A 25,384-nucleotide genomic window follows, 5' to 3' on the forward strand; every position below is an offset into this window, starting at 1 on the left:
AGTAACATGTCACTAAAAATCAACAGTTCCACCCAAAAAAATAACTTTGGGATTGACCTTCATCAAACTTCAGAAAAAAAGGAAAGCAGCTTCAGCAATATTTTATCACATTCCCGTCAACTTCAAAGCCAGGAAATGCAACTTTTTCTGGAACGCCTTGAAAAGCAGGGGCAAAAGCTCTCCGAGAACAGATCGTTGGAAAATCTGACGGAATTTAAAACCATGGTCAAAAGTTTTCTTCAGTCAACCTTTGGAAAAAGCAGAAATATGCAGGAGGAAACCTTTTGGGATTACCGAGGTCAGCCGAAAGTCATGGCCAGGGTAACGAAGATCAACAAGGCACTGGAAGAATTGGGTGAACAAGTACTCTCTTCTCAGTCTGAACCTTTAAAAATCCTGGAAAAAATCCATGAGATTAAAGGACTTATTATCGATCTATTCACCTGATATTAAAAACGAGTTGGTCTTTACAATATTTTGAAAAGTATTTAAAATGTTGTACCAGCGAAAGGAGTAATAAAAAGAATGATGAACAGCACTGGCATGATTACGGATTATCCTAGATTCGTTAAATCCTTCCAAAATGTCAGCGGTCTTGACTTGAACTATTATAAAGAAAACCAGATGAAAAGGCGAATCCTGAACTTCATGAGCACCAGGGGGTACCAGGAAGATTATACGGACTTCCTGAAAGATCTCAGTCTTAAACCTGACCTCTACGATGCGTTTTTTAAACATCTAACCATCAATGTCACGCAGTTTTTCCGCGATGTCAAGCAATGGGATGTCTTTAGGGAAAAAATTATCCCCGACCTGTTAAAGACCAGATCTTCCTTAAAAATATGGAGCGCGGGCTGCTCAGCAGGCCAGGAAGCGTGCACCATGGCGATCGTCATGGCAGAATATTTTCCTGGAATAAACTTCAGTATCCTAGGAACAGATATTGACATCAACGTCTTAAAACAGGCCCAGTCGGGTATTTATGACGAGCGTGATTTTGCCAGCACTCCCCCCCATCTTCTCGATAAGTACTTCAACAAGTCTGAAAAGAAGTTCCAAATCAAAAACACGCTGACCAGGAATCTGACTTTCAAGGCGCAGAACCTGCTTACCGACAAGTTTGACCGAGGCTTTGATCTGATTGCCTGCCGCAATGTCGTCATCTATTTTACCGATGAAGCGAAGGATGTGCTGTACAAAAAATTTGCAGACTCGTTGAACCCGAAAGGGATACTTTTCACAGGCTGTACAGAGCATTTATTCGGCCAAAGCCAGCACGGCCTTAAATCCGTTTCCTCGTTCTTTTATCAGAAATTATAAAAAAGCTGCTCCCCTCTAAAATCTTACTAAACCTTAAACGAGAGCACAAACCGAATAAGATGCTGCTAATAGTTTACAAACTCTTGGCAGCATCTTTTTGAATTCATCCCAGCGGGTTTTTGCTGTCAGATTTATCCCACCAGGCTCGGTTGTCCCGATACCATTGAATCGTATCCCCAATTCCCTCGTTAAGATGATACCTGCATTGCCAACCCAGCTTTGTTTTCAGCTTCGTGCTATCCAGCGCGTATCTCCAGTCGTGTCCGGCCCTGTCGGCAACCTGAACCAGTGCATCCACCGGTTTACCCAGCATGTTCAGTATGGTCCGGGCCATCTCTAGGTTCGATGTTTCCTCCCCGCTCCCAATATTATACACCTCTCCTGGTTCCCCGTCCGAAAGTATCTCCGCAAGCGCCGCACAATGGTCCAGTACGTGGATCCATTCACGTTTATGCGACCCATCCCCATAGACAGTCAGCGGCATATTCTGTAAAACCTGAATAATACTATGCGGAATAAATTTTTCTTTATCCTGATTGGGTCCGTAGTTATTGCAGCACCGGGTCACGATCACCGGAAAACCGTAAGTTCTGGCAAAAGACCTGGCCATTAAATCAGCAGCTGCTTTGGAAGCCGAATATGGGCTGTTTGGACGAATCATGGAATGCTCCGAAAACTGTTCTGCCTCATTATCAAGACTTCCGTATACTTCATCGGTGGAAACCTGAATAAAGCGTTTTCCCGTAAAGCCGTTCTTCTCCCAATGTTCCTTGAAACAATGAAGCAGCGTTAAAGTCCCCATCAAATTGCTTCGGCCGAAAACCAGAGGATCGGTAATACTTCTGTCCACATGCGATTCGGCAGCAAAATTAATCACATCATCGGGGTCACATTCCTGAAGAATGCGTTTAACTTCTTTCGCAGTACTGATATCCCCTTGCGTAAAATAATACCTTGGATGAGCTGCCAGGTCTTGAAGATTTTCCACCTTTCCTGCGTAAGTCAGTTTATCAAAATTAATGACGATAACATCCTGATTGCGCTGCAAAATATATTTAATAAAATTGCTTCCGATAAAGCCTGCGCCACCGGTAACCATAAGAACTCTCATATTCTACACCTCAAATTATATTCTTTCGGCCAGCTCAACTGGCAAACTAGAGATCGATCTGACAGTGGTCCCCAAGAAAAAAAGTACTGGCTGAAGAGCTGTTTTCGGGGCTGCCTTGAATGGAAACCTGGTTTCCGATTAAGCTTCCGCTGATTTTCTTGGAGACATTGGCAAGTTGCGTATCCTCTAGGATAATACAATTTTCGATCTCACATTCTGTAATCCGGGTTCTCCTGCCCACTGTCGTATACGGTCCGATAAAGCTGTCCGTAATGATAGCATCATCGTCCAGATGAACTGGCCCCTGAATAATACTGTTCCGAATGGTCACATTGTTTCCCATTTGGATTTTTTGGGCCAGCGCTGCATCAAACATCAAGCGATTTGCTTCAAGAATGTCGTCTAATTTTCCGGTATCCTTCCACCATCCCCGGACCAGATCGCAAGTGACCCTGGCCCCGTTTTCCAATTGATTTTGGATTGCATCGGTAATCTCAAGTTCTCCCCGACGGGACGGTTTGATTTTGTCAATCGCTGCAAAAATGCTGTGGTCAAAGGCATAGACCCCTGTGATGATCAAGTTGCTGATATACTTCTCAGGCTTTTCGTAAAGCGCTGTTACAAATCCGTCTTTCACCACCGCAACCCCGAATTGGGAAGGATTGCTGACCGTATGAAGCAATACGCTGGTGTTGGCCTTTTGCTGGTAGAAATTTTGAATGAAGCTATCCAGCTCCATATTGAAGATGTTGTCTCCAAGGATCATCACAAAATCATCGCGGCCAAGAAAGTCGGCCGCAGTCCGAACAGCATGGGCAAGCCCCAGGGATTTATGCTGATGAATATAGGTGATTGCCGTGCCCCACGTTTCTCCGCTGCCGACCGTTTTTTTTACTTGTTCCTGCGTATCCCCAACGATAATTCCAATATCATGGATACCTGCCCTGGCTATCTTTTCAATAAGATAGATCAGAACTGGTTTGTTGACCAAGGGAAGAAGCTGTTTCGCCTTGGAATAGGTCAGCGGTCTGAGCCTTGTTCCGGTTCCTCCGCTTAAAATCAGAGCTTTCAAATTATTCTCCTGCCTTTAGCCGGTAAGATTTTCTATAAAGAGAGGGTTGTCTTTCTAATATAATATTGCGCAAGAACCGCAATGGTGTAACCACGGACAACTCCTCCCATATAATAAAGTGATAGTTGCCCTAACAGAACCTGAAGGGATGATCAAGTAAAAAGACGATTAAGTGGAGGGAGATATAGAAATGGTAGCGCCACTCCTAAGTTATGTAACCTTTAACCGCCTGGGCCAGACAATCAGGAGCCTTTCAAGTGTCCTTGAAACGCCGGAAAACTTTGAATTAGCAATCGTTGATAATAATTCCACAGATGGTACCTGGAAATATATCCAAAGTCTGAAGGACAGGCGGATCAAATTCAAAACAAGGCTCCCTGTCAATCTAGGACAGGTCTACGCCTCAAATCTAAATCTGTCCAAGAGAAGAGATGATCAATATTTTATTGCTGTCGATCAGGATGTTGTGATTGAAAGCAAAAATTGGCTGACCTACATCCTAAGGGTGTTTAAAAATACTCCGAATATCGGTTTACTCAGTATTCATGCCGGGTTTCCGCCCCGAAATATGCCTCCGACTACCCCAGTCATCAAAAATGATTTGGTTTATCTGGAATTAACCAAGAACAGGTCTGATTATTCGCAGGATTATATGCCCGGTAGCATCCTGGCCTTGAGCCCTGATCTTATCTCTAAAATTGGCTTTTGGAGTGAAGAAAATAATTTTGGCAGCAGGGAGTTGTTTCTAAGGGCTAATCATTTTACAGCGTTTAAAACAGGAATTCTGATGAACGTGAACATTTCTATCCCGCAACAAATAGTTTGCGGCAAATGTCCCGGTCAATCCTTCTGCCGTCTGTCAAAAAACGGAGAGACCAAAACCGGAGAAACCTGTTTTACCATCTACGAGAAATTAAACCAGAATAAATTATTCCGAGAACAATACCACTGGAAATTTGACGAAACAGTTAAGGATCTGCAGAGCGGTGCCCGTTCCCCATACTGCACTTCATTATTCAGTTGTAACTCCACTGCGGAGGAAACCTACAATCTTGACTGGGCAACCGAAAACTTTCAATTCTATGCATCCAAAGCCAACTGAATATTTGCCAGGGGAGAAAAAAATGATAAACAATGATGGTTTTTCTGAACCGGTCTATGTTACCGAACCTTTGCTGCCAGACTTGGCGGAGACTTACAGCATGCTCGAAATAATATGGCAAAGCAGGCAGCTCAGCAATAACGGAAAGATGGTCCAAGAACTGGAAAGAAAACTGGCTGCTTTCCTGGGCACCCGATATTTATCGGTTTTTGCAAATGGCACGAATGCCTTGCAAATTGCATGCAAAACCCTGGATCTGTCCGGGGAAGTCATCACCACCCCGTTTACCTTTGCCGCTACGGCCAACGCGCTGGCCTGGAATCATCTTACGCCGGTCTTCTGCGACATTGAAGAAGCCACGTTCAATATTGATGCCGACCGTATCGAGTCCCTGATTACGAATAAAACCACTGCCATCCTGCCGGTACACGTTTTCGGCCATCCGTGCGAGGTCGAAAAGATTGACCGGATTGCAGCAAGGCATAACCTGAAAGTACTTTATGACGGGGCCCACGCTTTTGGTGTGAAAATAAAGGATAAACCGGTCGGCTCCTATGGAGATATCACCATGTTCAGCTTTCATGCCACCAAAATCTTTCACACCGTCGAAGGCGGTGCACTTATCTTTCGGGATCAGGACCTCCAGCAGAAAGCCAAGTGTTTGAGAAATTTTGGTCTAAAAGAAGACTACAGTGTGGACGAACCGGGTATAAACGGCAAACTGAACGAATTGCAGGCTGCTGTCGGCATTTTGCTCTTAAAAGAAGTGGAAGCTGAAATAGCCCAAAGGAAATATCTTACCAACCTGTACCGGCAAGTGCTGGCTGATGTCCCTGGGATAACCGTCTCCCAGGAGGCTGAAGAAATTACAGCCAATTATCCGTATTTTGTTATCCGGGTTGATCCGACCGCATACGGTATCTCCCGGGACGAGCTCTATAGCCGATTGTTAAGCTTCAATATTTTTTGCCGAAAATATTTTTACCCGCTCTGCAGCAATTTTAAGTGTTTTAAAGGTCTTCCTTCCTCCTCCGCAGACAATCTACCCACAGCCAACAAAGTCGCAGAAAGTGTTCTGGCTCTGCCGCTTCACGGCAGAATGTCAGCGTCCGACGTTCAAAAAATAGGCGGCATCATCAGGGAAATAAAAATTAAAAATAAAAAGCAAATCAACGAAATTTTCAATTGAATTGGGCGTGTGATCATTGGCTATAAAAGATCTCATCATTTTTGGAGCCGGCGGCTTTGGCCGGGAAGCTACCGAGCTCGTTGAAGATATCAATACAGAAAAAAAGCAGTGGAACCTGTTGGGCTATATCGACCAAACTCCGGCCAAACAAGGAAAGGTTATTAATGACTATCCTGTTCTGGGCAACCTGGACTGGCTCGAAAAAAACACAGGGCACCCTCTCTGGATTGTATGTGCGATCGCGAGACCGACGGATAAATACCGTCTGATCGCCAGCCTGTCCTGTTTTCAGCTATATTTTGCCAACCTGATTCATCCCGCTGCCCGAATAAGCCACTCCGTTCAATTGGGCTGCGGCAATATCATCTGCTGGAACAGTTTTCTGTCGACGGATGTCAGGATAGGTAGTCACGTAGCCTTAAATCCGGGCTGCAGGATTGGCCACGATACGGCTGTCCGGGATTACTCCTCTTTATACTGGGACGTCACCCTGGCCGGAAACGTGCAGGTCCATGAAGGTTGTGAAATCGGTTCCAAAACTGTGGTGATCCCCGAAAAAGAGATTGGCAGGTGGAGCATCATCGGGGCTGGTGCTGCCGTCACTCGCAACATCCCGGAATACTGCACGGCCGTCGGTGTCCCTGCCCGACCGGTTAAACATTTAAAAGAATTGGTTGAAACCCATTCCCCTAAAGGACTGATGATATGAAGGAACTTTCTTCTATTTTGATCAAAACTGCGATACAGCTTGTTCTTGAAGCCATTAATCAGGCTCAAGCCTCTGCCCTGCAAAAACGCGTCAGCCCCTTCCCTGTTCAGGAAGCCGCTGACACCCCTACTGCGGAAATTTCTCAACAAGCGGTTCCAAAAAACATTGACTGGGAAGAATTAGACGACGCCACCATCCTTCAACAGATTCTAGATCCTGGGATCCTGGAAGAAATCATTGAACCTTCTGTACAGAACCCGACAGACAGCACCTCCCCTCCTCCTTTTATCAGCTATGTTACCTTCAACCGTCTCGGGCTTACCATGCAGAACCTAAACAAGATTTTGGATTCAGACGAAGATTTTGAAATGCATATCATCGACTGCAACTCCAAAGATGATACCTGGAATTATATCAAAAGCCTTCAGGACAAAAGAATTAAATCCAAAACACGCTTGAAGGTTAACCGGGGGCCGATCTATGTCCTGAACTACAACCTCAGAAAGAGAAAGCCCAACCAGTATTTCTTCACGATTGACAGCGATGTCTATATCAAGACCAAAAACTGGCTGACCAGGTATATGGAAATATTTGAAGCTTTTCCGGAAGTGGGTCTCTTAGGAACCATGCGGGATAACCCTTATCCGAGATTTCTCCCTCCCGTCATTCCTCAGGTCAAGAATGATCTATCCTATCTTCAGCTGAGAAATGCCGGCATTGATGTAATCATGGATTTTATTCCGGGATGTCTTCAGGGGTTACGGCCTGAGCTCATTGACCGGATCGGTTATTGGAATGAGGAATGCGGGTATGGCGATGCTGAATTATCACCAAGGATTGTGCATTATACTCCTTTCAAAGTCGGCTTTGTCACGACCGTGGAAATTGATATGACCCAGTTCATCGGCTGTGACAAGTGTCAGGCCCAAAGCCTCTGCACGCTGAACAGAAGCATAAAAACCTGCTTTATGCTGGCCAAGCAAGCCAACAGTAACGAAAGCTTTGCCAAAAAGGCCAAATGGAAATACCTCGAAATATTTCAAGAGCTAGCCGATGGAAAAAGAACAGCCTATTGCACTTCACTTTTGGACCCTGCATCCCGGGAAGGGAATTTGTACCATGATGCCTGGGCACTCGAGAATTTTGAATATTATTTGAGAAGATCGAACTGATCTTTACAAAATATGAACGGAGATGCTATACTTCTTTTCTGGACACAATCCAGTTGATCAGGATTTTTCAGATTTGCAAATAAAATATAATATGATTTTTAATGTGTTGGGGCAAACTTCACGAAAGTGAAGGACGCTAAAGTTATGGGTCTAAATCAGGGAATTTGAAATGCATGCAATACAAAATGAATGGAATCCAAATGCATTTCCAGGATATTCTGACAGGATTGCCAGACTACAAGGATTTTGAACTTCTCAGGGAAGAGCAGTTCCTTTTATGGATCTGCTCTTTTTTATTTCAACTATTTTGGTATATTCTAACCGGTTAGGCCAATAAAAATTGACCACACTAATGATGGAGGTGCACGATTCATGACCTTGATTCTGACCCTTGTTATTTTTGTAGCTACGTATGCACTAATCGTAACGGAGAAAATCCCGCGGGCTGTCGCCGCGGCCCTCGGTGCCTGTCTCCTGATTCTTTTGGGTGTATTCCCGCAGGAAACTGCTGTGGAACACATCGACTGGAATACGCTGGGCTTACTTATCGGCATGATGATCATTGTCGATCTGACCAGACGTTCCGGTGTCTTCGGCTTTCTGGCTATTTGGGTCGCCAAGAAAGTCAAAGGCAATCCAATCAGACTGCTGATCTCTTTGGCTATACTGACTGCCGTTTTATCGGCTTTTCTGGATAACGTGACGACTGTTTTGCTGGTCGTTCCGGTTTCCATTGTGATTGCTGAAACCTTGAAATTAAACCCAATACCTTTTTTGATTACCCAGATTCTAGCCAGCAACATCGGGGGAACCGCGACCCTGATCGGTGATCCGCCGAATATCATGATTGCCGGACCGGCAGAGCTTACTTTTATGGATTTCATGGTGAACCTGGCACCTGTGACGATTGTGATCTTGGCTGTTACCCTATTGGGCTTTTATTTTCTTTATCGCCAAAAGCTAAAGACCGATAAGGAATCCATCGCCCTGCTGCTGTCGCAAAATGAATACGACTATATTAAAGACTGAGCCCAGCTCAAAAGAAGCCTGGCCGTGCTCGCTCTGACCATTGTCGGTTTTATGCTGCACGCCGTCATCCATGTTGAGACCGCTACGATTGCGCTGGCCGGAGGCATGCTGCTCATGGTGCTGAGCCATGAGGAACCGGAAGAGGTATTTCTGGCGATTGAATGGCCGACGATCTTCTTCTTTACCGGATTATTCGTTTTAGTTGGAGGATTGGTCGAAGTCGGCGTCCTGGATAAGATTGCTGAATGGAGCCTTGGGCTTACCGGCGGTGTACCGGTCGTCATGGCGATGCTGATTGTCTGGCTTTCCGCTATTTTTTCAGCTTTCGTCGATAATATTCCATTCGTGGCCACCATGATTCCGTTGATTCAAAAAATCAGGGTCCTCGGCGGGCTGACCCCAGAACAGCTCCAGCCGCTCTGGTGGTCTCTGGCTCTGGGCGCCTGCCTGGGCGGAAACGGCACAATTGTCGGTGCCTCGGCCAACGTCATTGTCTCAGGGATTGCCGAAAAAAACGGCTATACGATCAGCTACAAAAAATACTTCCTGATCGGATTTCCGTTCATGATTCTATCCATTGTGATCGCCTCGGCGTATATTTTGCTGCGGTACTATTAGATTCTTTCTCTCTCTTCAAAATGAGTATGAAGCAATCTATGGGCAGTGTCACTGAAAGGCTGGCCCAGATATTCCTGATAAAGTTTTTGGATTTCTGAATTCTCATGAGATTTTCTGATCTTTTTATTTTTATCTTCCTGATAGATGGCTTCCTGACGCTTGCGGACAATTTCAAAATTGCCGTGATGGTAGGGCTGCCCACCTCCGGCAACACAGCCTCCGGGACAAGCCATAATTTCAATGGCTTCGTATTGATTCTTACCGTCTCTGATTTCCTCAAGCAGGGTCCGGGCGTTTCCGAGCCCGCTGGCAATGCCTATCCGTAGCATCTTGTCGCCGATTTGAACTGTGGCCTTTCGCAAGCCTCCATCTCCCCGGAGCTGCTCGAACTCAACTTTCTGTAATTCATCACCGGTCAGCCACTCATAAGCTGTCCTGAGCGCAGCTTCGATAACCCCGCCGCTGGTCCCGAAGATCACTGAGGCTCCTGTGGTTTCACCCAATGGTTTGTCATATTCACTCGAAGGCAGATTGATAAAATCCAGACCGGCTTCCTTGATCATTAGGCCAAGTTCCCGGGTCGTGACGACAATATCGACGTTATTATGCTCATCCTTAGTTAGTTCCGGACGCTTGGCCTCGGCTTTCTTGGCAATACAGGGCATGACGGAGACCACCACGATATTGTCCGGATCAATGCCATTCTTCTCGGCATAATAGGTTTTGACGATTGTACCGAACATAATATGCGGTGACTTGCAGGTGGAAGGCACTTCCAACAATTCAGGGAACTGATGCTCAATAAATTTGACCCAGGCCGGACAGCAGCTCGTAAGTATCGGAAGTGTTTTATTGTTCTGCAGACGGTAGATCAGTTCTGAGGCTTCTTCCATAATTGTCAAGTCCGCTCCAAAATCCGTATCGAAAACTGCGTTAAATCCGATACGCTTTAAGGCGGTTACAAGCTGGCCGGTTGCAATCGTCCCTGGTTCCATATCAAATATTTCTCCGATGGCTACGCGGATAGCCGGAGCAGTTTGGACAATCACATATTTATCCGGATCATTTAAAGCTTCCCATACTTTATCGGTATGATTAATTTCCGTAAGCGCTGCTGTAGGGCATACCTGAACACATTGACCGCAGTAAGTACAAGAAGACTCTACCATCGGAATGTTAAAGGCAGGGCCAACAAAGGCTTCAAATCCGCGGCCGATCCCTGACAGGATACCGCAGGTTTGGACCTTATTGCACATCGTTTCACAACGCCGGCAGTAAATGCACTTGTTGGCGTCTTTGACGATCGCCTCACTGGATACGTCCTTCGGATAATTCATCCGTTCACCTTCCCAGCGGATATGCCGAACCCCTAATTCTGCAGCTAAGGCCTGAAGCTCACATTCTCCGTTTTTGGGACAGGTAAAGCATTCATTGGGATGATTCGATAACAGGAGTTCAACCGCCATTCTTCTGGCTGTAATCGCTGTAAGCGTATGCGTGAGTACTTCCATTCCATCCGTAATGGTGGTTACGCACGCCGGGACAAGTTTATTCCGGTTTGTCTTCTCATCGATTAGCTCAACCATGCAGACCCTGCAGGAAGCCGTCTGATTGACCATTTTGATATCATGCAAATCCAGATGACATAAAGTTGGAATCCGAACTCTTGCTTTATGGGCGGCTTCCAAAATGGTGATGCCTTCAGGGACCCGTAGATATTGATGATTAATTTTAAAATCAATCATTTTTTTAGCAGGATGCGTTTGTTGAACGTGGGTCATGGTTAGCCTCCTTATGATTCCAGACCAATTTTATTCTTTGCTTGATAATGGCCTTCCCCCTGAGGATGGTCGATGTCTTTGATCAGGGCCAGGTATTCGTCCCAAAAATATTTCATGGTACTGATGACCGGGCTGGGCGCAGTCTGCCCAAGCCCGCAGAGCGAACTACCTTTAACCATGTAAGCGAGCTGTTTGATGGCATCTAAATCCGCCATCGTTCCTTTGCGGCGGGTAATGAGATTCAGCTTTTCATATAACCGCTTGGTACCGATCCGGCAGGGCGTGCAGCGTCCACAGGATTCATCCATCGTAAACTCCAGGTAAAACTTGGCGATATTGACCATATTATCGGTTTCATCCATGATGATCATGCCCCCTGATCCCATCATGGACCCTATACTGAGCAGGTTATCATAGTCTAAAGGAATGTCCAGGTGTTTCTCCGGGATCACGCCTCCGGACGGCCCCCCTGTTTGAACGGCTTTAAATTTGTGGCCGTTGGGGATACCTCCGCCAATTTGAAAGATAATTTCTCGCAAGGTTGTTCCCATGGGGACTTCGACCAGGCCAACATTTTTGACTTTACCGACCAGCGCAAAAACCTTGGTCCCTTTACTTTTCTCAGTGCCAATGGAAGCGAACCAACTGCTCCCTTTGAGGATAATCGGAGAAATATTGGCAAACGTCTCCACATTGTTTACACAGGTCGGACAGCCCCAATATCCTTCTTCCGCAGGATAAGGCGGTTTAAAATTTGGCTCACCGCGTTTTCCTTCACAGGAGTTAATGAGCGCTGTTTCTTCCCCACAGACAAAAGCCCCGGCTCCATATTTCAACTGGATATCAAAGGAAAAAGACGTGTTGAAAATATTTTTGCCCAGGAAGCCCAATTCTCGGGCCTCCCGCAAAGCAATTTGCAGCCTAGAAATTGCCAACGGGTATTCGGCCCGAATGTAAATGAATCCGGTGGCGGCGCCAATCGCATAGCCACCGATCACCATGGCCTCTAAAACGGAATGAGGATCGCCCTCCAGAATGCTCCGATCCATGAAAGCCCCGGGGTCACCTTCGTCTGCATTGCAAATAATATATTTGTCCTTGTTTTCTTGATTCTTTGTAATTTCCCATTTGAGACCTGTGGGGAATCCTCCTCCGCCGCGGCCTCGCAGCCCAGATTTTTTTATTTCGTCTATGACCTGATCCTGGGACATTGTTGTCAGCACTCTTCCCAAGGCCTCATAGCCTCCGACCGCAATATAATCCAAGATATTTTCCGGGTTAATCAGACCGCAATTGCGCAGGGCAATCCGGTACTGTTTCAGATTCTTTGCTGTTTCTGACATCATAGCCTCCAAATAAATTTACGTACTTTGTAATCTGCGCCCGCTTTTACACCCGGTCAAAGTTTATTTCCAAAGAGAGACTTTCAACTGCTTTGCCGTTTTTAATATGCTGCTCAATAATTTCCCGGACCTTGTCTTTGGTTACATTGCCATAGAGAACCGGTTGTTCGTCCGATTTATTTATCTGAACAGTTGGTTCCGAGTGACAGCAGCCAATGCAGCCAACTGGAACAACTTTGGCATTGGTTATGTTCTGGGCAGTGATCTCATCCAAAAAAGTATTGTAGGTCTCCCTTGAACCTGATGAGATGCCGCAGGTGCCCATCCCCACAAGAATTTTGATTTGTCCTTCCGGCTTTTGGCCGCCTTGTTCTATATTTATATTTTTTTGGTATTCTTCTTTAATTCTTTTTAAGTCCTCCAACGAACCAACTTTCATACCAGTATCTCCTTCCGGCGGTATGATTCGAGGATGGTATCCAGGTCCTCTTCTCTCACCCGGCCAAATACTTTGTCATCGATCATCATAACGGGAGCCATGCCGCAAGTGCCGATGCAACGGACATCTTTCAGACCGAAAAGACCGTCAGGTGTAATTCCATTGGATTCAATGCCAAGCTTTTCTTTCAGTCTTTCCATAATTTTATCCGCCCCTTTGACAAAGCAAGCAGTCCCCATACAGACACTGATCGTATGTTTTCCCTTTGGCTTGGTTGTAAAGTAGGAATAAAAGCTAACGACTCCGAATACTTCCGCTCCCGGAATTCCTAATTTCCGGGCAATAAAAAGTTGTACATCCCTCGGTAAATAGCCGAAAATATTCTGGGCTTTATGTAAGATTTCAATCAGAGCGCTTTTCGTTGTTGGTAAACTGTTAATAAAAGCTTCCAGTTCCTCGAATTTTTCTCTGGGTAGATTTTCATTGGTTGGTTCCATAACATCGATTGCCTGTGGCTTAGTCATAGCAGGTACACGATCCTTTCCGATAACAGCAATGATTTTTTTTGATCGTTTCAAGACGCAATTATTTTTCATGGCAAAGAGCTATTCAGTAATAGTTTGGAAAAATAGCATAGATTTATTCAGACAAGAGCCCGGGCATAAAATAATGCAATGAACTTTTGCATATTCATTGCATTTCGGGTCAGCCATTATCTTGTTTTCTTCATTACTCATATCATCATTTTTAAATTACTTACGTTCCATTACACCGGCACAGCGAATAGAAAGATCTGCCCTCCAAAGATCATAGCAGTAAATATCCCGAGGGACAGAAACGGTCCGAAAGGAATCTCTGATTTCAGGGATCCTTTTTTGACTGTGATCAGTAACAGTGCAGTAAGACCTGCGTACAACGAACCAAGGAATAACGCCAACAGCACCGGTGGGCCCATAAAAAGCCCTGCTGCAGCCATCAGCTTGATATCTTCTCCGCCTAGGCCATCGGGAAAAAATAAGCTCAGAAAAAAAAGCGGTACGGAAGCCGCAAAAAAACCAATGACCCAAGTATACCACGCAGCTCCAAAATACACGCTCTGATAGACGCCGTGCAAAACACTTAAGCCCAACAGAAAAACGACCAGCTTATTCGAAATCACCCTTTTCTGCCAGTCAATAAACGACACGACAATCAGCACAGACAAAAGCATTGCCAGAAAAGCACTTTCCAGGCTCAGTCCATAGGTGAACCAGACAATCAGGTACAAGATCCCGTTCAGCAGCTCGACCGCGGGATAGACCGGGGAGATCAGCCCCCGGCAGTTTTTGCAGCGCCCCCGCAGAAAGAGATAGCTGAAAACAGGGATGTTCAGATACCACGGAATCAGCGTATCACAGTGCGGGCAGTAGGATCTCCCGCCAACAACGCTTTTCCCGATCGGAATCCGGTAAATGCACACATTCAGAAAACTGCCGATGACTAAACCATACAGTAGCACAATGAAAGAAATGATAATATTTTCGATCAAGACGGCACCACCTTTTTAATGCTGGAATTAATTAAAGGCCTAATGTGGATAAACAATCTCCGCCACAGTCCAGAAGATAATCAGTGATCCTACGAGTATTGGCAGAAACACCAGGATCGCCCTTTCCTTTTTCCCAACGATTGCAGCAATTCCGGCAATAAAGCCTGCTAATCCCAATGCAGCTACTGCAAACGTCGGCAAAGGCAATGCGCCCATCAATTTCAGCACGATCAATACAATAAAAGCAATGCTCAGTCCAGCCGACCATCGGCCGGAACGAGATTGGGGCCATAACTTTGTCTTCATATGATCATCCCTTCCTGTCACTTAACGCCTTCAACCTTATTATTGTATATATTCGAAAATTATTTTGATCGTTTCTAATCATTGATAAATAAGCTGTGCAGCAGAAGAAACAGAATCGTACAAAATCCCAGAATGATGGATATCCTGACGAGAATAGCGTTGTCTTTATGTTTACGTACCGCTTTTATTCCTGTAATAAAGGCTGCGATACTTGCTAAAAAAACGAGTACGGTTACATCCCATCAAAAGAGATGTTTAGCTAAAAAACACGTTCGCAGCGACGCCGCAAAAACTCAGGATATAATACACGCCGATCAGAATCACCAGAAAAACCAGAACCGACCGCTCTTTCTTCCTGATAACAGCTTTCAGTCCAATAATGGCCGCTGCAATGCCTGCGGCAAAGATCAGAACGGTAATGACAACCTGAAGGGGATTATGCGAGATCAGTTCTAAGCCGGAGTACCCTTCCTTGTATGGAAGTACGGAACCCACGACAAACAAAATCCAGCTGACAATCACCAGGATGAAGGATTTTCTGCCGGACTTGCTTTTGGGTAAAATCGTGATTCTCATGACATTCACCCCTTTTTATAAGAAAACTTGGCTGGTGCCAAGTCTTTGGCGGCTGCTTAGTTGCACTTAGATATACCAGAAAATAATTATACTTTCTGATATACAACAGCCTATGTACACTATATAGCATTATAACGTCCCTTTCTCATTCTGGCAAGACGGGCCTAGCACATGCCGACGAAGATTTTCTGCAAGCCGGCGATGTAAATAATCTGGTGTTCTAACGCTGATGTAATAAGAGCTGAAATTATGTTAAAACAGCAGGGGAACTTTTTATCCACCGTAACTATCTCTTATACAGAATTGAACGAATCAGCGAGTTAACAGGGCTGGATTTGGATTCTTCCGATATCAGGCTTCATATTCTAATGTCTATCGGATCGAACGGTTGAGTAAAATGAGCTAAAGTGTATTAAACCGCAAAAATCCGTAGAAACAAAACTCTTGGTGGTAACTGTATAACGCCCCGGAATTGATGATTCCGGGGCGTCATTCCCACGATAAGAACGATATCAGCTCCATAGAACCCTCATGCCGGTTCTATGATCACCATTATTACTGCTTTTTTAGCCAAGCAACAGCCTCTTCAAAGCTTTCACAATAATGAAAATCGATTAAAGACTTGGTATATGTTCCCAATTTGTTTAAAACTTGCTTCTGTATAATATTTTGAGGTAAAATTTGTGCTATCTTAGTAAACCCGGCTCTGGCTGCTTGGGGAATGTAAACTTCTTCCAGCCATTTTTGGTCGTCTGGTCTTATTGTTGTAAAATTTCTGTTATCTGTTAAACATTTTTTTGCTCGGTACTTTAAGCCACATTCTATGGTTTTTTCGAATGCTTCCCTGAGCTGCTCGCTGCTCATATAACCCTTAAATATTACTACAACAGCACGATTAACTTCATCCCAAGATATTTCAACATACTTTTCTGAAAAATAGATCATAACAAAACCTTCTTTCTTACCAATTCTGTTGCTTCAGACTTGCCAGGGGTATGGCATACCTCTGGCAAATCTATGAAGGTTATTTCCGCGTTTTAGTCAGTAACTATTCGTTTACTGTCGCATGCTTCGGTTTCGGCAAAGGATTGACAAAGATAAATACAATACTCGCTACTGCAAGTCCGATCATGCACCATACCATCGGCATTGCAAGCATATCTCCGGTAACAGCACCGACAAAAGAGATAAAGTAACCTGAAAAGAAAGCAAAGATATTGACGGCAGCCAACAAGACAGATGTGCTGAGCGCGACTTCCTGGGGACTGGCAATCATGCCGGCGATCATATAACAGGCCGGCAATACGATAGAGAATGAAGCGCCGGCTATCGCCATGCCTATCGCAACGAGAACGATATTTCCGGAATAGATGACCAGCGCATAACCAACCGCACCGAGCAGCAAGCCTAACGCCACGACATATTTTTTAATGGCTTTGAACAAAGGACCATAAACAAAGCCGCCACCCATACCGCCCAGGGTGAATACCGACAGCACCATACCGGCAACAGCAGGACCGCCTAAATTATTCTTTTGCAGAAATCCGGACATGAGGATGGCGGACGGGAATATTAAAATGATATAGATGCCGAGTAATAATGCTGTCAGCAAAACGCCTCCGCGAATTCTGACCTTTGGTTTCTCCGCTCCCGCAGGCTGTTCAACCTTGGGCGGTTCTGTCAGGAAGATCAGAACAAGGATCAAAGAAAGAATACCCAACGCGTGTGAATAGAAACTGTATTGCCAGCCGATTTCAGCCAGTGCGCCGCCCGCAAACTGCATGACGATTGCGCCCAAATTCATGACCATTGATCCCATTCCCAACATGGTTGCTCTTTTGTTACCCTCGTAGACACTGAGAACAAGCGCATTGCCCATAGGTGTAATGAAGCCAAAGCCTATACCGAATATAGCTCTTTCGATCAGAATGACGGTCATACTATTTGCAAATACAGGCGCAAGACCGCCTACAAGATAAAATAACATACCAATGATTATTATAGTTTTGTATTTAACTTTATTCCCTGCCAACGCACCAGCGATCAATGATGCCGGAATCATCAACAAAGACGGCAACGTTGATATTAAGGCTATTGTCGACATGGGCACGTTTGGAAACGCCGCCGAGATACTGGCCAGTGCTGCCGAAACGTTACCGGCCGACATGGTGATGACATATACCGACATAATTGCAAATGCGACGATAAACGGACTTTTCTTTTCTTTTTCTGATAGCATAATTTTCCCTCCATTTTATGTTACATATATTTCAATGTAATTCTTGCTAGCTGTCAGCAATCTTTAGAACATACGGTATTTAAGCCACTCATCCTTCAATGCGCCCAATCGATCATCCCCAACGAAGACGCTGTTGCCGCGTTCGTTAATAATTGAAGGCCATAAAAAAAATCCTGGTTTTTTGTACTCAGTCAAGCAACGCCTAACCTCAGCGCGGATCATCTCTTCGTCTGCGCCAATATAGGACGGGGGTCCCGACGAATCCCAACCGCCTTCAACTGCGAGCTGTCCCCGGTACTTATCAAGAATCCCGGCCAGATCATTCATTGGCTGCGCAGACTGCCAAAAACTCACACCTATTTCGACCATATCCGGAATAATGTCTTCGCATTTCCCGCAGTCATGAATATTGAAAAGCACGCCTCGCTTCGTCACAGCCTCCGCCATTCTTGCCCAATAAGGTTTTATAAGCTTTCTAAATGTCTCCGGGGACATGAACAATCCGCGCGCCGTAGCATTGTCATCTCCAAGACAATAAATATCCGGGTTGTAAGCATCGATTGATTTGTTAATATAGGCGATCTTATATTCGGTAACGGCTTCAAAAAAGTCCATGCACGCCTGCGGTTCCATCACAAGAGCGCAAAGTGCTTCTTCAAAGGTCATAAAAGACACCAACCGTTGAAATGGTCCTAAGCCATCCATAATCTCAACGAGTTTCTCTTCCCCGTCACTCGGCGGCCTCCTATTTATTTCCGCCTCAGCCATAGCCTTAAAGTCCATAGAGGCGACATCGGGGATTTTTACGTGTTTTTCCCATTCTGTAACGTCGTCAAACAACATAAATCCTGGCTTTGGTATACTGCCTTCCTTCGTTGCTACCCAAGGAACGCCAAAAATATCAGTACCATTTCTCATTAACGGCGCTTCCTGATCAAGAGAGGCCATGCCGGCTAATTGAACATCTTCGTGAGAAAGCGGCACATATTCCGGCTTTCCGCCGTAGATAGATTCCAGCGCATTCTGTTTTGGGGTCATCATAATTTTTCCTCCGTCATATTAATTTTATTGTCGATCAGAGTTTCGAGTACCTTTTCGTCTAAATCACACGGATAATAGATGAAGCGTTAACGGCGTCGACAATTCTCTGTTTCCCAAATTCGACGGCTAGAGCGATATCGCTGATTTCCGAAATATGTCATTCCTCCTTTGATTTTTCAGGCAATTTTTTACCTGCAAGTCTAATATGTTTGCTGCATGACGTTATGATTCGCCACCCAGCATTGCCTGTAAAATATTAGCACCAATTTCCGCTATACCACTTACGCGATAATAAATCGCATTTCCATTGATTTCACGCGCGTCTTTCTCCACCGCTTCCGCTTCTTCCGGACTCACAAGATCTGTTTTGTTTATAAGTACTGTATGTGCGCCGCTCAGCTGACCAATAATCAGATTCTCCAACGGAATGCGCAGCCACTGCCATCGGCCTGCATCAATGATTACAGTAATCTGAGCATTAACTCTAAGGTGTGTAGATAGGGCCTCCGAGACATTGCTCGGAAAAGCGACACCAGTTGTTTCCAATGCCAACTTGTGAAAAATGCGGATATTCAGTATAATTTAATAATAACTTGGTGTCGGCTTATATGCTATATATCGAAACGACAATTGTTGAGGTGTCTTTCATTTAAGAAACTGTATCGCGCGTACAGTGAATATCGGGAGGCTGTATGAAACTGAATATTTGGATGCTCGCACAATGGCTGAAGGAATATGACCCCATTCTGACCATGACTGGCGGCGCTGATGAAATCGAGGGAATGCAGTTTTTGTCCAGTTTTTCCCCGAAGGGCCGTCGGCATATCTATATCGGCAGGGCAAAGGATTTTTTGAGCGGGAATACGTCCGAAGAAGTTTTGCTGACACATGGCAACGACGTCATCAGTTTACGGTCCTTGGATATGGACGAGATATCCAGCAAAATCATCGATTGCTTTGAGTTTTATAACAATTGGGAAAGTATGGTTTTTGAGAGCGCGCAGCTGGAGCATCCCGAGCAGCGCATAGTGGACGCCTGCAACAACCTGATTGGCCCGATATTAATTGTAGACCTGAAGCTGAATCTCATTGCATATTCCAAAAACTATAAACCCGGTGAAATCAACCAGTTTTGGGACGAGTATATCAAATTGAACAAGTCCTCCCTAAAATCCATACACATGATGAATTCCAGCAATTCCATAAAGCTGATTCCCGTTCGGCATAATCGACTCGTATATGAGGAACCCGTGGCTGCGCCTTACTCCTACGGAATCATGGTCAGCTACTGCGATAAAGACGACAACCTGATTGGGCAATGCGTGTTATGCATGAATCACCCGATCACGCCGCGTGAACTATGCCTGGCCAAAACGATCGAAGCTGCGCTTGCCTCGATCGCTCAGAACACGACTGGCAGCACTTTCATTAATTTCGCACAGTCGATCGTATTCGAAGCCTTGTCCTCAGGGAGCCTGGCGGAATACAACCAAAAAAAGCTCATTGCACTGATGGATTGGGATGAGGATGTCTCTTATCAGGTGACCGTTTGCAAAATAAACGGAGCGCCAACGAACGGCAACCTTATGATGTATCTCAGTGGCCTGAGCGAGTGCTTTAAAAAGACGATCGGTCTTATTTTTCAGGAACAGCTCGTTTTCTGTCATCAGGCGGACGCATTTGCAGAGGACCAGCTGTTATCGACAATTCCGAGTGTGATCCCGTTATTTGTAGGTGTGAGTGCCCAATTTGTCAATCTTGGAGAGGTGGCGATTTACCATAGGCAGGCGTCAATCGCGGTAAAACGAGGAATTGAACAAAACAAAAGCTTGACACACTTTCGCGACTGCGCGATCGATGTGCTCGTTTTCGAACCGGACAGGGATTTCTGCCGCCATTGCGTCCATCCTGGAGTCCGGTACCTAAAGGATTACGACGACGAATATGGGACGTCGTATAGCCTGACGCTGCGCAACTACCTGCAGTCTGAGCGCAGTTATTTATTGACGGCTCAGCAGCTGTTTATCCACCGCAACACTGCTGTATACCGCCTTGAAAAAATCAATGAATTGTACCGTTTTAATCTGGATGACCCAGAGGAACGGGAGCATATTCTGTTCTCCTTTCGCTTGCTTGGATGCTAACGGATGATTTTGCTACGGTCGGAGACTGCGCACAGGCTCGCAATCCCGTGTTCGCAACTGGGAAGGTTTCCTCGTTGCGTTGCATCTGTAATCTTCTGACTTTTGCAAAGCGAGGACAGTCAGAGTGACCGTCCTGGCTTATTTGCATATTAAACACAATTGTGATGGAATCTCCGAAAACAGGAATTATCAGACGGCAAAATCACCGAAGAAGAATATGCCGAGTGGAAATTCAACTGGTCTGACACCGCTGATGATTGCTGCAAATTCCAGCCCAAGAAAAATTGGAGAAGAACATAAAAACGTCCTCTGAAAACTCGTCGTTTCCAGAGGACGTTTTATCCTTCTGTAATTTGTAGGTGGTTACGAAGTTAGTATCAAATCAGCATCAACACTGATTTCACCCCTTTAAAATAATCAGTATTCTCAAGGCTTCCTGGACTTCGCGCCATTATTCCCACTCAATCGTTCCGGGGGGTTTAGAGGTAATGTCATAAACCACGCGGTTCACACCGTGGACTTCATTGACGATCCTGTTCGAGATGACTTCGAGCAGTTCGTACGGCAGCTTTGCCCAGTCGGCCGTCATCGCATCGTCACTCGTGACCGCCCTTAAGACGATGGGATAACCGTACGTGCGTCCATCTCCCATCACGCCGACACTGCGGATAGAGGGCAACACCGCAAAGTATTGCCATACCTCCATGTGGAGTCCGGCTTTAATAATCTCTTCCCTGACAATTGCATCCGCTTCTCTTAAATGATCCAGCTTTTCCGGCGTGATTTCGCCGATGATACGGATTGCAAGCCCCGGGCCTGGGAATGGCTGGCGCCAGACAATCTCTTCCGGCAAGCCAAGTTCCAGTCCGACTTCCCGGACTTCATCCTTAAAAAGCATCCGTAAAGGTTCGATCAGTTCGAACTGCATATCTTCAGGCAGCCCGCCAACATTGTGGTGCGTTTTAATGGTTTCAGCCGTTTCGGTGCCGCTTTCTACAATATCCGGATAAAGCGTACCCTGTACCAGAAAATCAATCTGGCCTAACTTACGGGCTTCATCTTCGAACAGCCTGATAAATTCATTGCCAATCCGTTTGCGTTTTTCTTCCGGTTCGGAAATTCCTTTCACCTTAGCCATAAAACGTTCCGAAGCATCGACGAAATCCAGATTCAGGTGAAACTTTCCAATAAACGTATCCTTGACCTGCTCCGATTCATTCTTGCGCATAAATCCATGATCGACATAAATACAGGTTAGCTGATCCCCGATCGCTCTATGAACAAGCACTGCGGCAACAGAAGAATCGACCCCGCCGCTTAACGCGCATAAGACCTTTTTATCTCCGACTCTCTTCCTGATCTCCTGTACCTGGGATTCAATAAAGGATTCCATGGTCCAGTTGCCCTGGCAGCTGCATACCCTGTATAGAAAGTTCTCAAGCATTGCCTGTCCTTCCGGGGTATGTTTGACTTCGGGATGAAATTGGACGCCGTAAAAGTTCTTTTCCGGACAGTAGATTCCCGCAACCGGTGTATTGGCGGTAAAGGCAGCCCGGATGAAACCGGCAGGCAGTTCCAGCACTGAGTCCCCATGACTCATCCAACACTGACGAGCACCTTTGAGTCCGTGCCAGACCCCTTCATTATATTCAATCGTGATCTCTGTTTTCCCATATTCATGGGCTTGCGGTCTCTCCACACGTCCGCCTAGCTGTACGGTCATCAGCTGCATACCATAACAGATTCCGAGGATCGGTACCCCCAGTTCATAGATTGCCGGGTCAATGAAAGGCGCGCCCTCCTGATTGACACTAGCGGGACCTCCCGAGAAAATGATTCCTTTCGGGGCCATGGCTTTAATCTTCTCTACAGGGGTCTTATATGAAATCATCTCTGAATATACTTTTGCTTCTCTGACCCGGCGCGCAATCAGCTGATTATACTGTCCACCAAAGTCAAGAACCAACACCAGTTCACGTTCCACTTGCATCATCCTTTCAACATTTCAACATTTCAGTACTGAGACTTATGATATGATTTTTCTTAACTGGCAGTAAAATGGAGTAATCTCTTTTGATTTTATTTCTCATAAACCTCGGGCTTCAAAACGCCAATATACGTGAGGTTCCTGTACATTTCGTCATAATCAAGCCCATAGCCGACTGCAAACTCATTTGGTATCACAAAGCCATTGTAATCAGGCTGAATATCGACCTGTCTCCGCTCCGGCTTGTCCAGAAGCGTGACAATCTTCAGGCTTAAGGGTTGTCTCCTGAGAAGGTTTTCCTTCAAGTATTTCAGCGTAAGCCCTGTATCAACAATATCCTCAACAATCAGGACGTGTTTGTCTTCGACACTGGTTTCCAGATCCTTCAGTAGTCTGACGGCTCCTGAAGAACGGTTGGAGCTCCCATAGCTTGAAACGGCCATAAAATCATATCTCAACGGAATTCTTATTTGCCGGATCAAATCTGCAAAAAAAGGCACAGCCCCTTTAAAAATACCAATGGTCAGAAGATCCTTGCCAAAATATTCGTTGGTAATCTGTTCACCCAGTTCGGCCACCCTTTTTTTTAGCTGTTCCTCGGTTATCAGCACCTTCGCAATCTTTCTTTCCATTCCTACCACTCCATTAAGCTATTACCACTGAATTATATCACAAGTTGAACAGGATAAAAAAGAAGATACTGCAAAAACTGCATTCGAACAGCGTTTTTGCAGTACCTTCTTTTATGAAGCCAGACATTTACTCTGCCGTTTCAGGCGGCTGGATTGAAATCTTTCTTCCGATATCCTTAAATTCCAGGATCAGGGTCATCGGTTCTCCGGTTTCTTTGTTTTGCGCTCTCACTTCAACCTGCGTTACAGTTTTGGTGCTTCTGGTGATATAGAGCGTGTACTCAAAACCGGTCCATAGAGTTTCCATCATCTGATTCTGTACACTTGGTTTTAGCGTGCATACCCAGCATTTCTTGCTGTTTAGTTCTTTCTCTCCTTTAAGCATCACCTCACCGATCTCTTTCAACTGCAGACTGGCCAAAGGGTTAAGCTCCACCAGAAAGACTTTTTGGGCAACTGATACATCGCTGAATTTTACCCACGCTTTGCTGAAAGGGTCCTTGTTGTAGAGAACATCACCCACCTTAATCATCTCAACTTTGCTTCCCGCCAGCTGACCCTGAATCTGAATGTTTTCACCGCTCTTATAGCCGGTAATCCTCGTCAGTAACCGCGCTTTGCCATCCACTGTCTGCTGCTGCGTTAAAGCATAAGAAAATGAATTGGCTTTGTTCAGGTTTTCCAGGCCCAAGATAACCAGCTGCTGCGGATCGGGCTGACGCATTATGGTAATCATTCCTCCAATGACGAACAAAAAAATGATGATGGAACCGACAATGATTTTCTTTTTCATACCTTGCCCTCCTGGCGGAGTTCTTACTTAATATTATGACCGGCTAAATCAAGGTATTACTGGTAATTCCTGTTTGGGCTGAATTATCGATTATACGATTGCCTATTGGCAAATCCGAAATCAATGGATCAAAAGCCGGGAGTCGCCATATCCACACCGGAAATTCGATGTCGGTGGCCGTTGTCTACGGTCGTGTAGAAATCCCAATTATGCGCATGCCATCCATTCTTCAGCGGAATTGAAGGGCTCGAAACAGCTTTGTAGTAATGCGTATGTCCATGCTCATACAAAACGAAATTTTCTGAATGATGAACATGACTATCACCGGTTGAAATAGCTATTCCCGAAATATCCAAGCATTGATGAGAATGCCCGTAATCGCAGGATGTATGCGTTGAACTTCCATGATTATGGTTTGGCGGGCTTTTCGCAGTTTGCACCATAAAAGATAACCTCCTCTTTCTATAAAATATTTTCAGAGGAGATTTTTTGAGCATATTCTATTCTTCCATCTTTAACCAAATAAGTATTTAAGGTGCCATCCCGCTTTTTATATGACTAAATTAGTAGGCCAAGTTCCTCTGCAAAGTTTTTTTGCGAGGAAAGATATTTGGCCATTCCTAACCTGTCCCCGAAAACAACGGAGATACCCAAAGACGTTCACCGAACTCTCTAAAAAGACCATCCATCTCGGACAGTCTACTTAATTCTTAAGACAAACATTTTAAGTCTAAACTTGTATAACTAGCATATATACTACTACAAATATATTTAGAATAATAAATTTCCAAAGGTAAAGCAACCAATTCTTCTTGAGAGGAGGAATTGGACTATGACAAAACTCTATCAGACAATGATGATCATTTTTGGTTCCTGTTCCCTTCTTGTAAGCCTGATCGCTTTGATTATCCAAATAATTAAACTATGTATTTAATTAAAAACTTGCCTAGATCTAGCCTTATGTGTAAAAAGTAGCCGCCTACAAATTGAACTACTTTTTACACCAAGCAATATGGTTGCTTTGCCCATCTATAAGGGAAATTCCTTATAGATTTTTTGTTCACAATTTTATTTTATGAGATTGATTAACCATTTATGATAAGACAAAAAAAAGAAAGAGGCTTCCCAAAAGTTCAGCAAACTAATGAGAAACCTCTAACCGAAGGATTTATTATAACCCCTATACCAGGAGATTATTTTTATCACCTTCACGCTACCCCGTAGGGGATATTTTTTATCAGCGCATGATATAT

General features: G+C 45.0%; 25 protein-coding genes, 1 pseudogene and 1 riboswitch. Of the genes and pseudogenes, 9 read left to right on the forward strand and 17 right to left on the reverse strand.

Annotation, left to right across the window (positions count from 1 at the left end; translation table 11 throughout):
- The first annotated feature begins 6 nt into the window (after positions 1-6).
- Both DEHRE_RS11130 and DEHRE_RS11135 read left to right on the forward strand, forming a co-directional pair.
- The gene (locus tag DEHRE_RS11130; protein WP_019225323.1) at positions 7-447 is read left to right on the forward strand and encodes a YaaR family protein; all 441 of its coding nucleotides are present in this window, start codon (positions 7-9) and stop codon (positions 445-447) included.
- A gap of 78 nt (positions 448-525) precedes the next feature.
- Positions 526-1,320, forward strand: coding sequence for a CheR family methyltransferase (locus DEHRE_RS11135; RefSeq protein WP_015043640.1), 795 nt, complete (start codon positions 526-528; stop codon positions 1,318-1,320).
- Positions 1,321-1,423: 103 nt separating this feature from the next.
- Here the strand turns inward: DEHRE_RS11135 and rfbB are convergent, their stop codons facing one another.
- Positions 1,424-2,431 (reverse strand): dTDP-glucose 4,6-dehydratase, encoded by a 1,008-nt coding sequence (gene rfbB / locus DEHRE_RS11140; RefSeq protein WP_019225322.1) that lies wholly within the window; start codon positions 2,429-2,431, stop codon positions 1,424-1,426.
- Between the two features lie 46 nt (positions 2,432-2,477).
- On the reverse strand, positions 2,478-3,503 hold the full coding sequence (locus DEHRE_RS11145; RefSeq protein WP_019225321.1) for a glucose-1-phosphate thymidylyltransferase: 1,026 nt from the start codon (positions 3,501-3,503) through the stop codon (positions 2,478-2,480).
- A gap of 190 nt (positions 3,504-3,693) precedes the next feature.
- On the opposite strand from DEHRE_RS11145, the gene DEHRE_RS11150 reads away from it, so the two are divergent.
- The 5 genes and pseudogenes from DEHRE_RS11150 (at position 3,694) to DEHRE_RS11170 (ending at position 9,322) form a co-directional block, all read left to right on the forward strand.
- Entirely contained in the window at positions 3,694-4,605 is a 912-nt protein-coding gene (locus DEHRE_RS11150; protein ID WP_019225320.1) for a glycosyltransferase family A protein, read from the forward strand.
- A 22-nt stretch (positions 4,606-4,627) separates the two neighbouring features.
- Entirely contained in the window at positions 4,628-5,794 is a 1,167-nt protein-coding gene (locus DEHRE_RS11155) for a DegT/DnrJ/EryC1/StrS family aminotransferase (RefSeq protein ID WP_019225319.1), read from the forward strand.
- A gap of 16 nt (positions 5,795-5,810) precedes the next feature.
- Positions 5,811-6,503 (forward strand): acetyltransferase, encoded by a 693-nt coding sequence (locus DEHRE_RS11160; protein WP_019225318.1) that lies wholly within the window; start codon positions 5,811-5,813, stop codon positions 6,501-6,503.
- The gene (locus tag DEHRE_RS11165; protein WP_019225317.1) at positions 6,500-7,675 is read left to right on the forward strand and encodes a glycosyltransferase family 2 protein; all 1,176 of its coding nucleotides are present in this window, start codon (positions 6,500-6,502) and stop codon (positions 7,673-7,675) included. Before DEHRE_RS11160 ends, DEHRE_RS11165 begins: the two co-directional genes overlap by 4 nt.
- A gap of 100 nt (positions 7,676-7,775) precedes the next feature.
- A riboswitch (cyclic di-GMP riboswitch) is annotated at positions 7,776-7,861 on the forward strand.
- 186 nt (positions 7,862-8,047) lie between these two features.
- Positions 8,048-9,322 (forward strand): annotated as a pseudogene (locus DEHRE_RS11170) (ArsB/NhaD family transporter).
- Here the strand turns inward: DEHRE_RS11170 and DEHRE_RS11175 are convergent.
- The 7 genes from DEHRE_RS11175 to DEHRE_RS11205 all read right to left on the reverse strand — a co-directional run bounded on the left by DEHRE_RS11175 (position 9,319) and on the right by DEHRE_RS11205 (position 15,295).
- Positions 9,319-11,103 carry an NADH-dependent [FeFe] hydrogenase, group A6 gene (locus DEHRE_RS11175; protein ID WP_019225315.1) on the reverse strand — a complete coding sequence of 595 codons (1,785 nt, stop codon included), beginning with the start codon at positions 11,101-11,103 and terminating at the stop codon, positions 9,319-9,321. The pseudogene DEHRE_RS11170 and the gene DEHRE_RS11175 sit on opposite strands and share 4 nt — an antisense overlap.
- Before the next feature lie 11 nt (positions 11,104-11,114).
- Complete coding sequence (locus DEHRE_RS11180; protein WP_282432028.1) at positions 11,115-12,449, reverse strand: complex I 51 kDa subunit family protein; 1,335 nt, start codon at positions 12,447-12,449, stop codon at positions 11,115-11,117.
- 43 nt (positions 12,450-12,492) lie between these two features.
- The gene (locus tag DEHRE_RS11185) at positions 12,493-12,885 is read right to left on the reverse strand and encodes a (2Fe-2S) ferredoxin domain-containing protein (RefSeq protein WP_019225313.1); all 393 of its coding nucleotides are present in this window, start codon (positions 12,883-12,885) and stop codon (positions 12,493-12,495) included.
- Positions 12,882-13,409, reverse strand: a complete 528-nt coding sequence (locus DEHRE_RS11190; protein WP_025206039.1) for an NADH-quinone oxidoreductase subunit NuoE family protein — start codon at positions 13,407-13,409, stop codon at positions 12,882-12,884. Before DEHRE_RS11190 ends, DEHRE_RS11185 begins: the two co-directional genes overlap by 4 nt.
- A 242-nt stretch (positions 13,410-13,651) precedes the next feature.
- Positions 13,652-14,413 (reverse strand): prepilin peptidase, encoded by a 762-nt coding sequence (locus DEHRE_RS11195; protein ID WP_019225311.1) that lies wholly within the window; start codon positions 14,411-14,413, stop codon positions 13,652-13,654.
- 39 nt (positions 14,414-14,452) lie between these two features.
- Positions 14,453-14,719 (reverse strand): hypothetical protein, encoded by a 267-nt coding sequence (locus tag DEHRE_RS11200; RefSeq protein WP_019225310.1) that lies wholly within the window; start codon positions 14,717-14,719, stop codon positions 14,453-14,455.
- Between the two features lie 255 nt (positions 14,720-14,974).
- Positions 14,975-15,295, reverse strand: a complete 321-nt coding sequence (locus DEHRE_RS11205) for a hypothetical protein (RefSeq protein WP_019225309.1) — start codon at positions 15,293-15,295, stop codon at positions 14,975-14,977.
- A gap of 302 nt (positions 15,296-15,597) precedes the next feature.
- On the opposite strand from DEHRE_RS11205, the gene DEHRE_RS15650 reads away from it, so the two are divergent.
- Complete coding sequence (locus tag DEHRE_RS15650; RefSeq protein ID WP_353853190.1) at positions 15,598-15,687, forward strand: hypothetical protein; 90 nt, start codon at positions 15,598-15,600, stop codon at positions 15,685-15,687.
- Positions 15,688-15,850: 163 nt separating this feature from the next.
- Here DEHRE_RS15650 and DEHRE_RS11210 read toward each other — a convergent pair whose 3' ends face one another.
- From DEHRE_RS11210 to DEHRE_RS11225, 4 genes are all read right to left on the reverse strand, one after another.
- Entirely contained in the window at positions 15,851-16,240 is a 390-nt protein-coding gene (locus DEHRE_RS11210) for a hypothetical protein (protein WP_019225308.1), read from the reverse strand.
- Positions 16,241-16,343: 103 nt separating this feature from the next.
- Positions 16,344-17,534 (reverse strand): MFS transporter, encoded by a 1,191-nt coding sequence (locus DEHRE_RS11215; RefSeq protein WP_019225307.1) that lies wholly within the window; start codon positions 17,532-17,534, stop codon positions 16,344-16,346.
- A gap of 63 nt (positions 17,535-17,597) precedes the next feature.
- A complete protein-coding gene (locus DEHRE_RS11220; protein WP_019225306.1) occupies positions 17,598-18,575 on the reverse strand; it encodes a uroporphyrinogen decarboxylase family protein in 978 nt (325 codons plus the stop codon).
- Between the two features lie 222 nt (positions 18,576-18,797).
- Positions 18,798-19,127: a GTP-binding protein gene (locus DEHRE_RS11225; RefSeq protein ID WP_019225305.1), complete on the reverse strand. Its 330-nt coding sequence runs from the start codon at positions 19,125-19,127 to the stop codon at positions 18,798-18,800.
- 140 nt (positions 19,128-19,267) lie between these two features.
- Here DEHRE_RS11225 and DEHRE_RS11230 point away from each other — a divergent pair, with 140 nt between their 5' ends.
- The gene (locus DEHRE_RS11230) at positions 19,268-20,719 is read left to right on the forward strand and encodes a helix-turn-helix domain-containing protein (protein WP_019225304.1); all 1,452 of its coding nucleotides are present in this window, start codon (positions 19,268-19,270) and stop codon (positions 20,717-20,719) included.
- A gap of 451 nt (positions 20,720-21,170) precedes the next feature.
- Here DEHRE_RS11230 and guaA read toward each other — a convergent pair whose 3' ends face one another.
- The 4 genes from guaA to DEHRE_RS11255 all read right to left on the reverse strand — a co-directional run bounded on the left by guaA (position 21,171) and on the right by DEHRE_RS11255 (position 24,574).
- Positions 21,171-22,703, reverse strand: a complete 1,533-nt coding sequence (guaA, locus tag DEHRE_RS11240) for a glutamine-hydrolyzing GMP synthase (protein ID WP_019225302.1) — start codon at positions 22,701-22,703, stop codon at positions 21,171-21,173.
- Between the two features lie 95 nt (positions 22,704-22,798).
- Positions 22,799-23,338: a hypoxanthine phosphoribosyltransferase gene (gene hpt, locus DEHRE_RS11245; RefSeq protein ID WP_015043658.1), complete on the reverse strand. Its 540-nt coding sequence runs from the start codon at positions 23,336-23,338 to the stop codon at positions 22,799-22,801.
- 127 nt (positions 23,339-23,465) lie between these two features.
- On the reverse strand, positions 23,466-24,131 hold the full coding sequence (locus tag DEHRE_RS11250) for a hypothetical protein (protein ID WP_019225301.1): 666 nt from the start codon (positions 24,129-24,131) through the stop codon (positions 23,466-23,468).
- A 128-nt stretch (positions 24,132-24,259) separates the two neighbouring features.
- On the reverse strand, positions 24,260-24,574 hold the full coding sequence (locus tag DEHRE_RS11255; RefSeq protein ID WP_019225300.1) for a YmaF family protein: 315 nt from the start codon (positions 24,572-24,574) through the stop codon (positions 24,260-24,262).
- Positions 24,575-25,384: the final 810 nt, after the last annotated feature.

Origin of the sequence: Dehalobacter restrictus DSM 9455 (genome assembly GCF_000512895.1) — a bacterium.
GTDB classification, from domain to species: Bacteria; Bacillota; Desulfitobacteriia; order Desulfitobacteriales; family Syntrophobotulaceae; genus Dehalobacter; species Dehalobacter restrictus.

Coding starts and splice junctions, on each gene's coding strand:
- DEHRE_RS11200 (WP_019225310.1), bottom strand. CDS start 14,719: ATGAAGACAAAGTTATGGCCCCAATCTCGTTCCGGCCGATGGTCGGCT.
- rfbB (WP_019225322.1), bottom strand. CDS start 2,431: ATGAGAGTTCTTATGGTTACCGGTGGCGCAGGCTTTATCGGAAGCAAT.
- DEHRE_RS11175 (WP_019225315.1), bottom strand. CDS start 11,103: ATGACCCACGTTCAACAAACGCATCCTGCTAAAAAAATGATTGATTTT.
- DEHRE_RS11185 (WP_019225313.1), bottom strand. CDS start 12,885: ATGAAAGTTGGTTCGTTGGAGGACTTAAAAAGAATTAAAGAAGAATAC.
- DEHRE_RS11250 (WP_019225301.1), bottom strand. CDS start 24,131: ATGAAAAAGAAAATCATTGTCGGTTCCATCATCATTTTTTTGTTCGTC.
- DEHRE_RS11180 (WP_282432028.1), bottom strand. CDS start 12,449: ATGATGTCAGAAACAGCAAAGAATCTGAAACAGTACCGGATTGCCCTG.
- DEHRE_RS11190 (WP_025206039.1), bottom strand. CDS start 13,409: ATGACTAAGCCACAGGCAATCGATGTTATGGAACCAACCAATGAAAAT.
- DEHRE_RS11210 (WP_019225308.1), bottom strand. CDS start 16,240: ATGATCTATTTTTCAGAAAAGTATGTTGAAATATCTTGGGATGAAGTT.
- DEHRE_RS11165 (WP_019225317.1), top strand. CDS start 6,500: ATGAAGGAACTTTCTTCTATTTTGATCAAAACTGCGATACAGCTTGTT.
- DEHRE_RS11255 (WP_019225300.1), bottom strand. CDS start 24,574: ATGGTGCAAACTGCGAAAAGCCCGCCAAACCATAATCATGGAAGTTCA.
- DEHRE_RS11130 (WP_019225323.1), top strand. CDS start 7: ATGTCACTAAAAATCAACAGTTCCACCCAAAAAAATAACTTTGGGATT.
- DEHRE_RS11155 (WP_019225319.1), top strand. CDS start 4,628: ATGATAAACAATGATGGTTTTTCTGAACCGGTCTATGTTACCGAACCT.
- DEHRE_RS11205 (WP_019225309.1), bottom strand. CDS start 15,295: ATGAGAATCACGATTTTACCCAAAAGCAAGTCCGGCAGAAAATCCTTC.
- DEHRE_RS11220 (WP_019225306.1), bottom strand. CDS start 18,575: ATGATGACCCCAAAACAGAATGCGCTGGAATCTATCTACGGCGGAAAG.
- DEHRE_RS11230 (WP_019225304.1), top strand. CDS start 19,268: ATGAAACTGAATATTTGGATGCTCGCACAATGGCTGAAGGAATATGAC.
- DEHRE_RS11150 (WP_019225320.1), top strand. CDS start 3,694: ATGGTAGCGCCACTCCTAAGTTATGTAACCTTTAACCGCCTGGGCCAG.
- DEHRE_RS11215 (WP_019225307.1), bottom strand. CDS start 17,534: ATGCTATCAGAAAAAGAAAAGAAAAGTCCGTTTATCGTCGCATTTGCA.
- hpt (WP_015043658.1), bottom strand. CDS start 23,338: ATGGAAAGAAAGATTGCGAAGGTGCTGATAACCGAGGAACAGCTAAAA.
- DEHRE_RS11135 (WP_015043640.1), top strand. CDS start 526: ATGATGAACAGCACTGGCATGATTACGGATTATCCTAGATTCGTTAAA.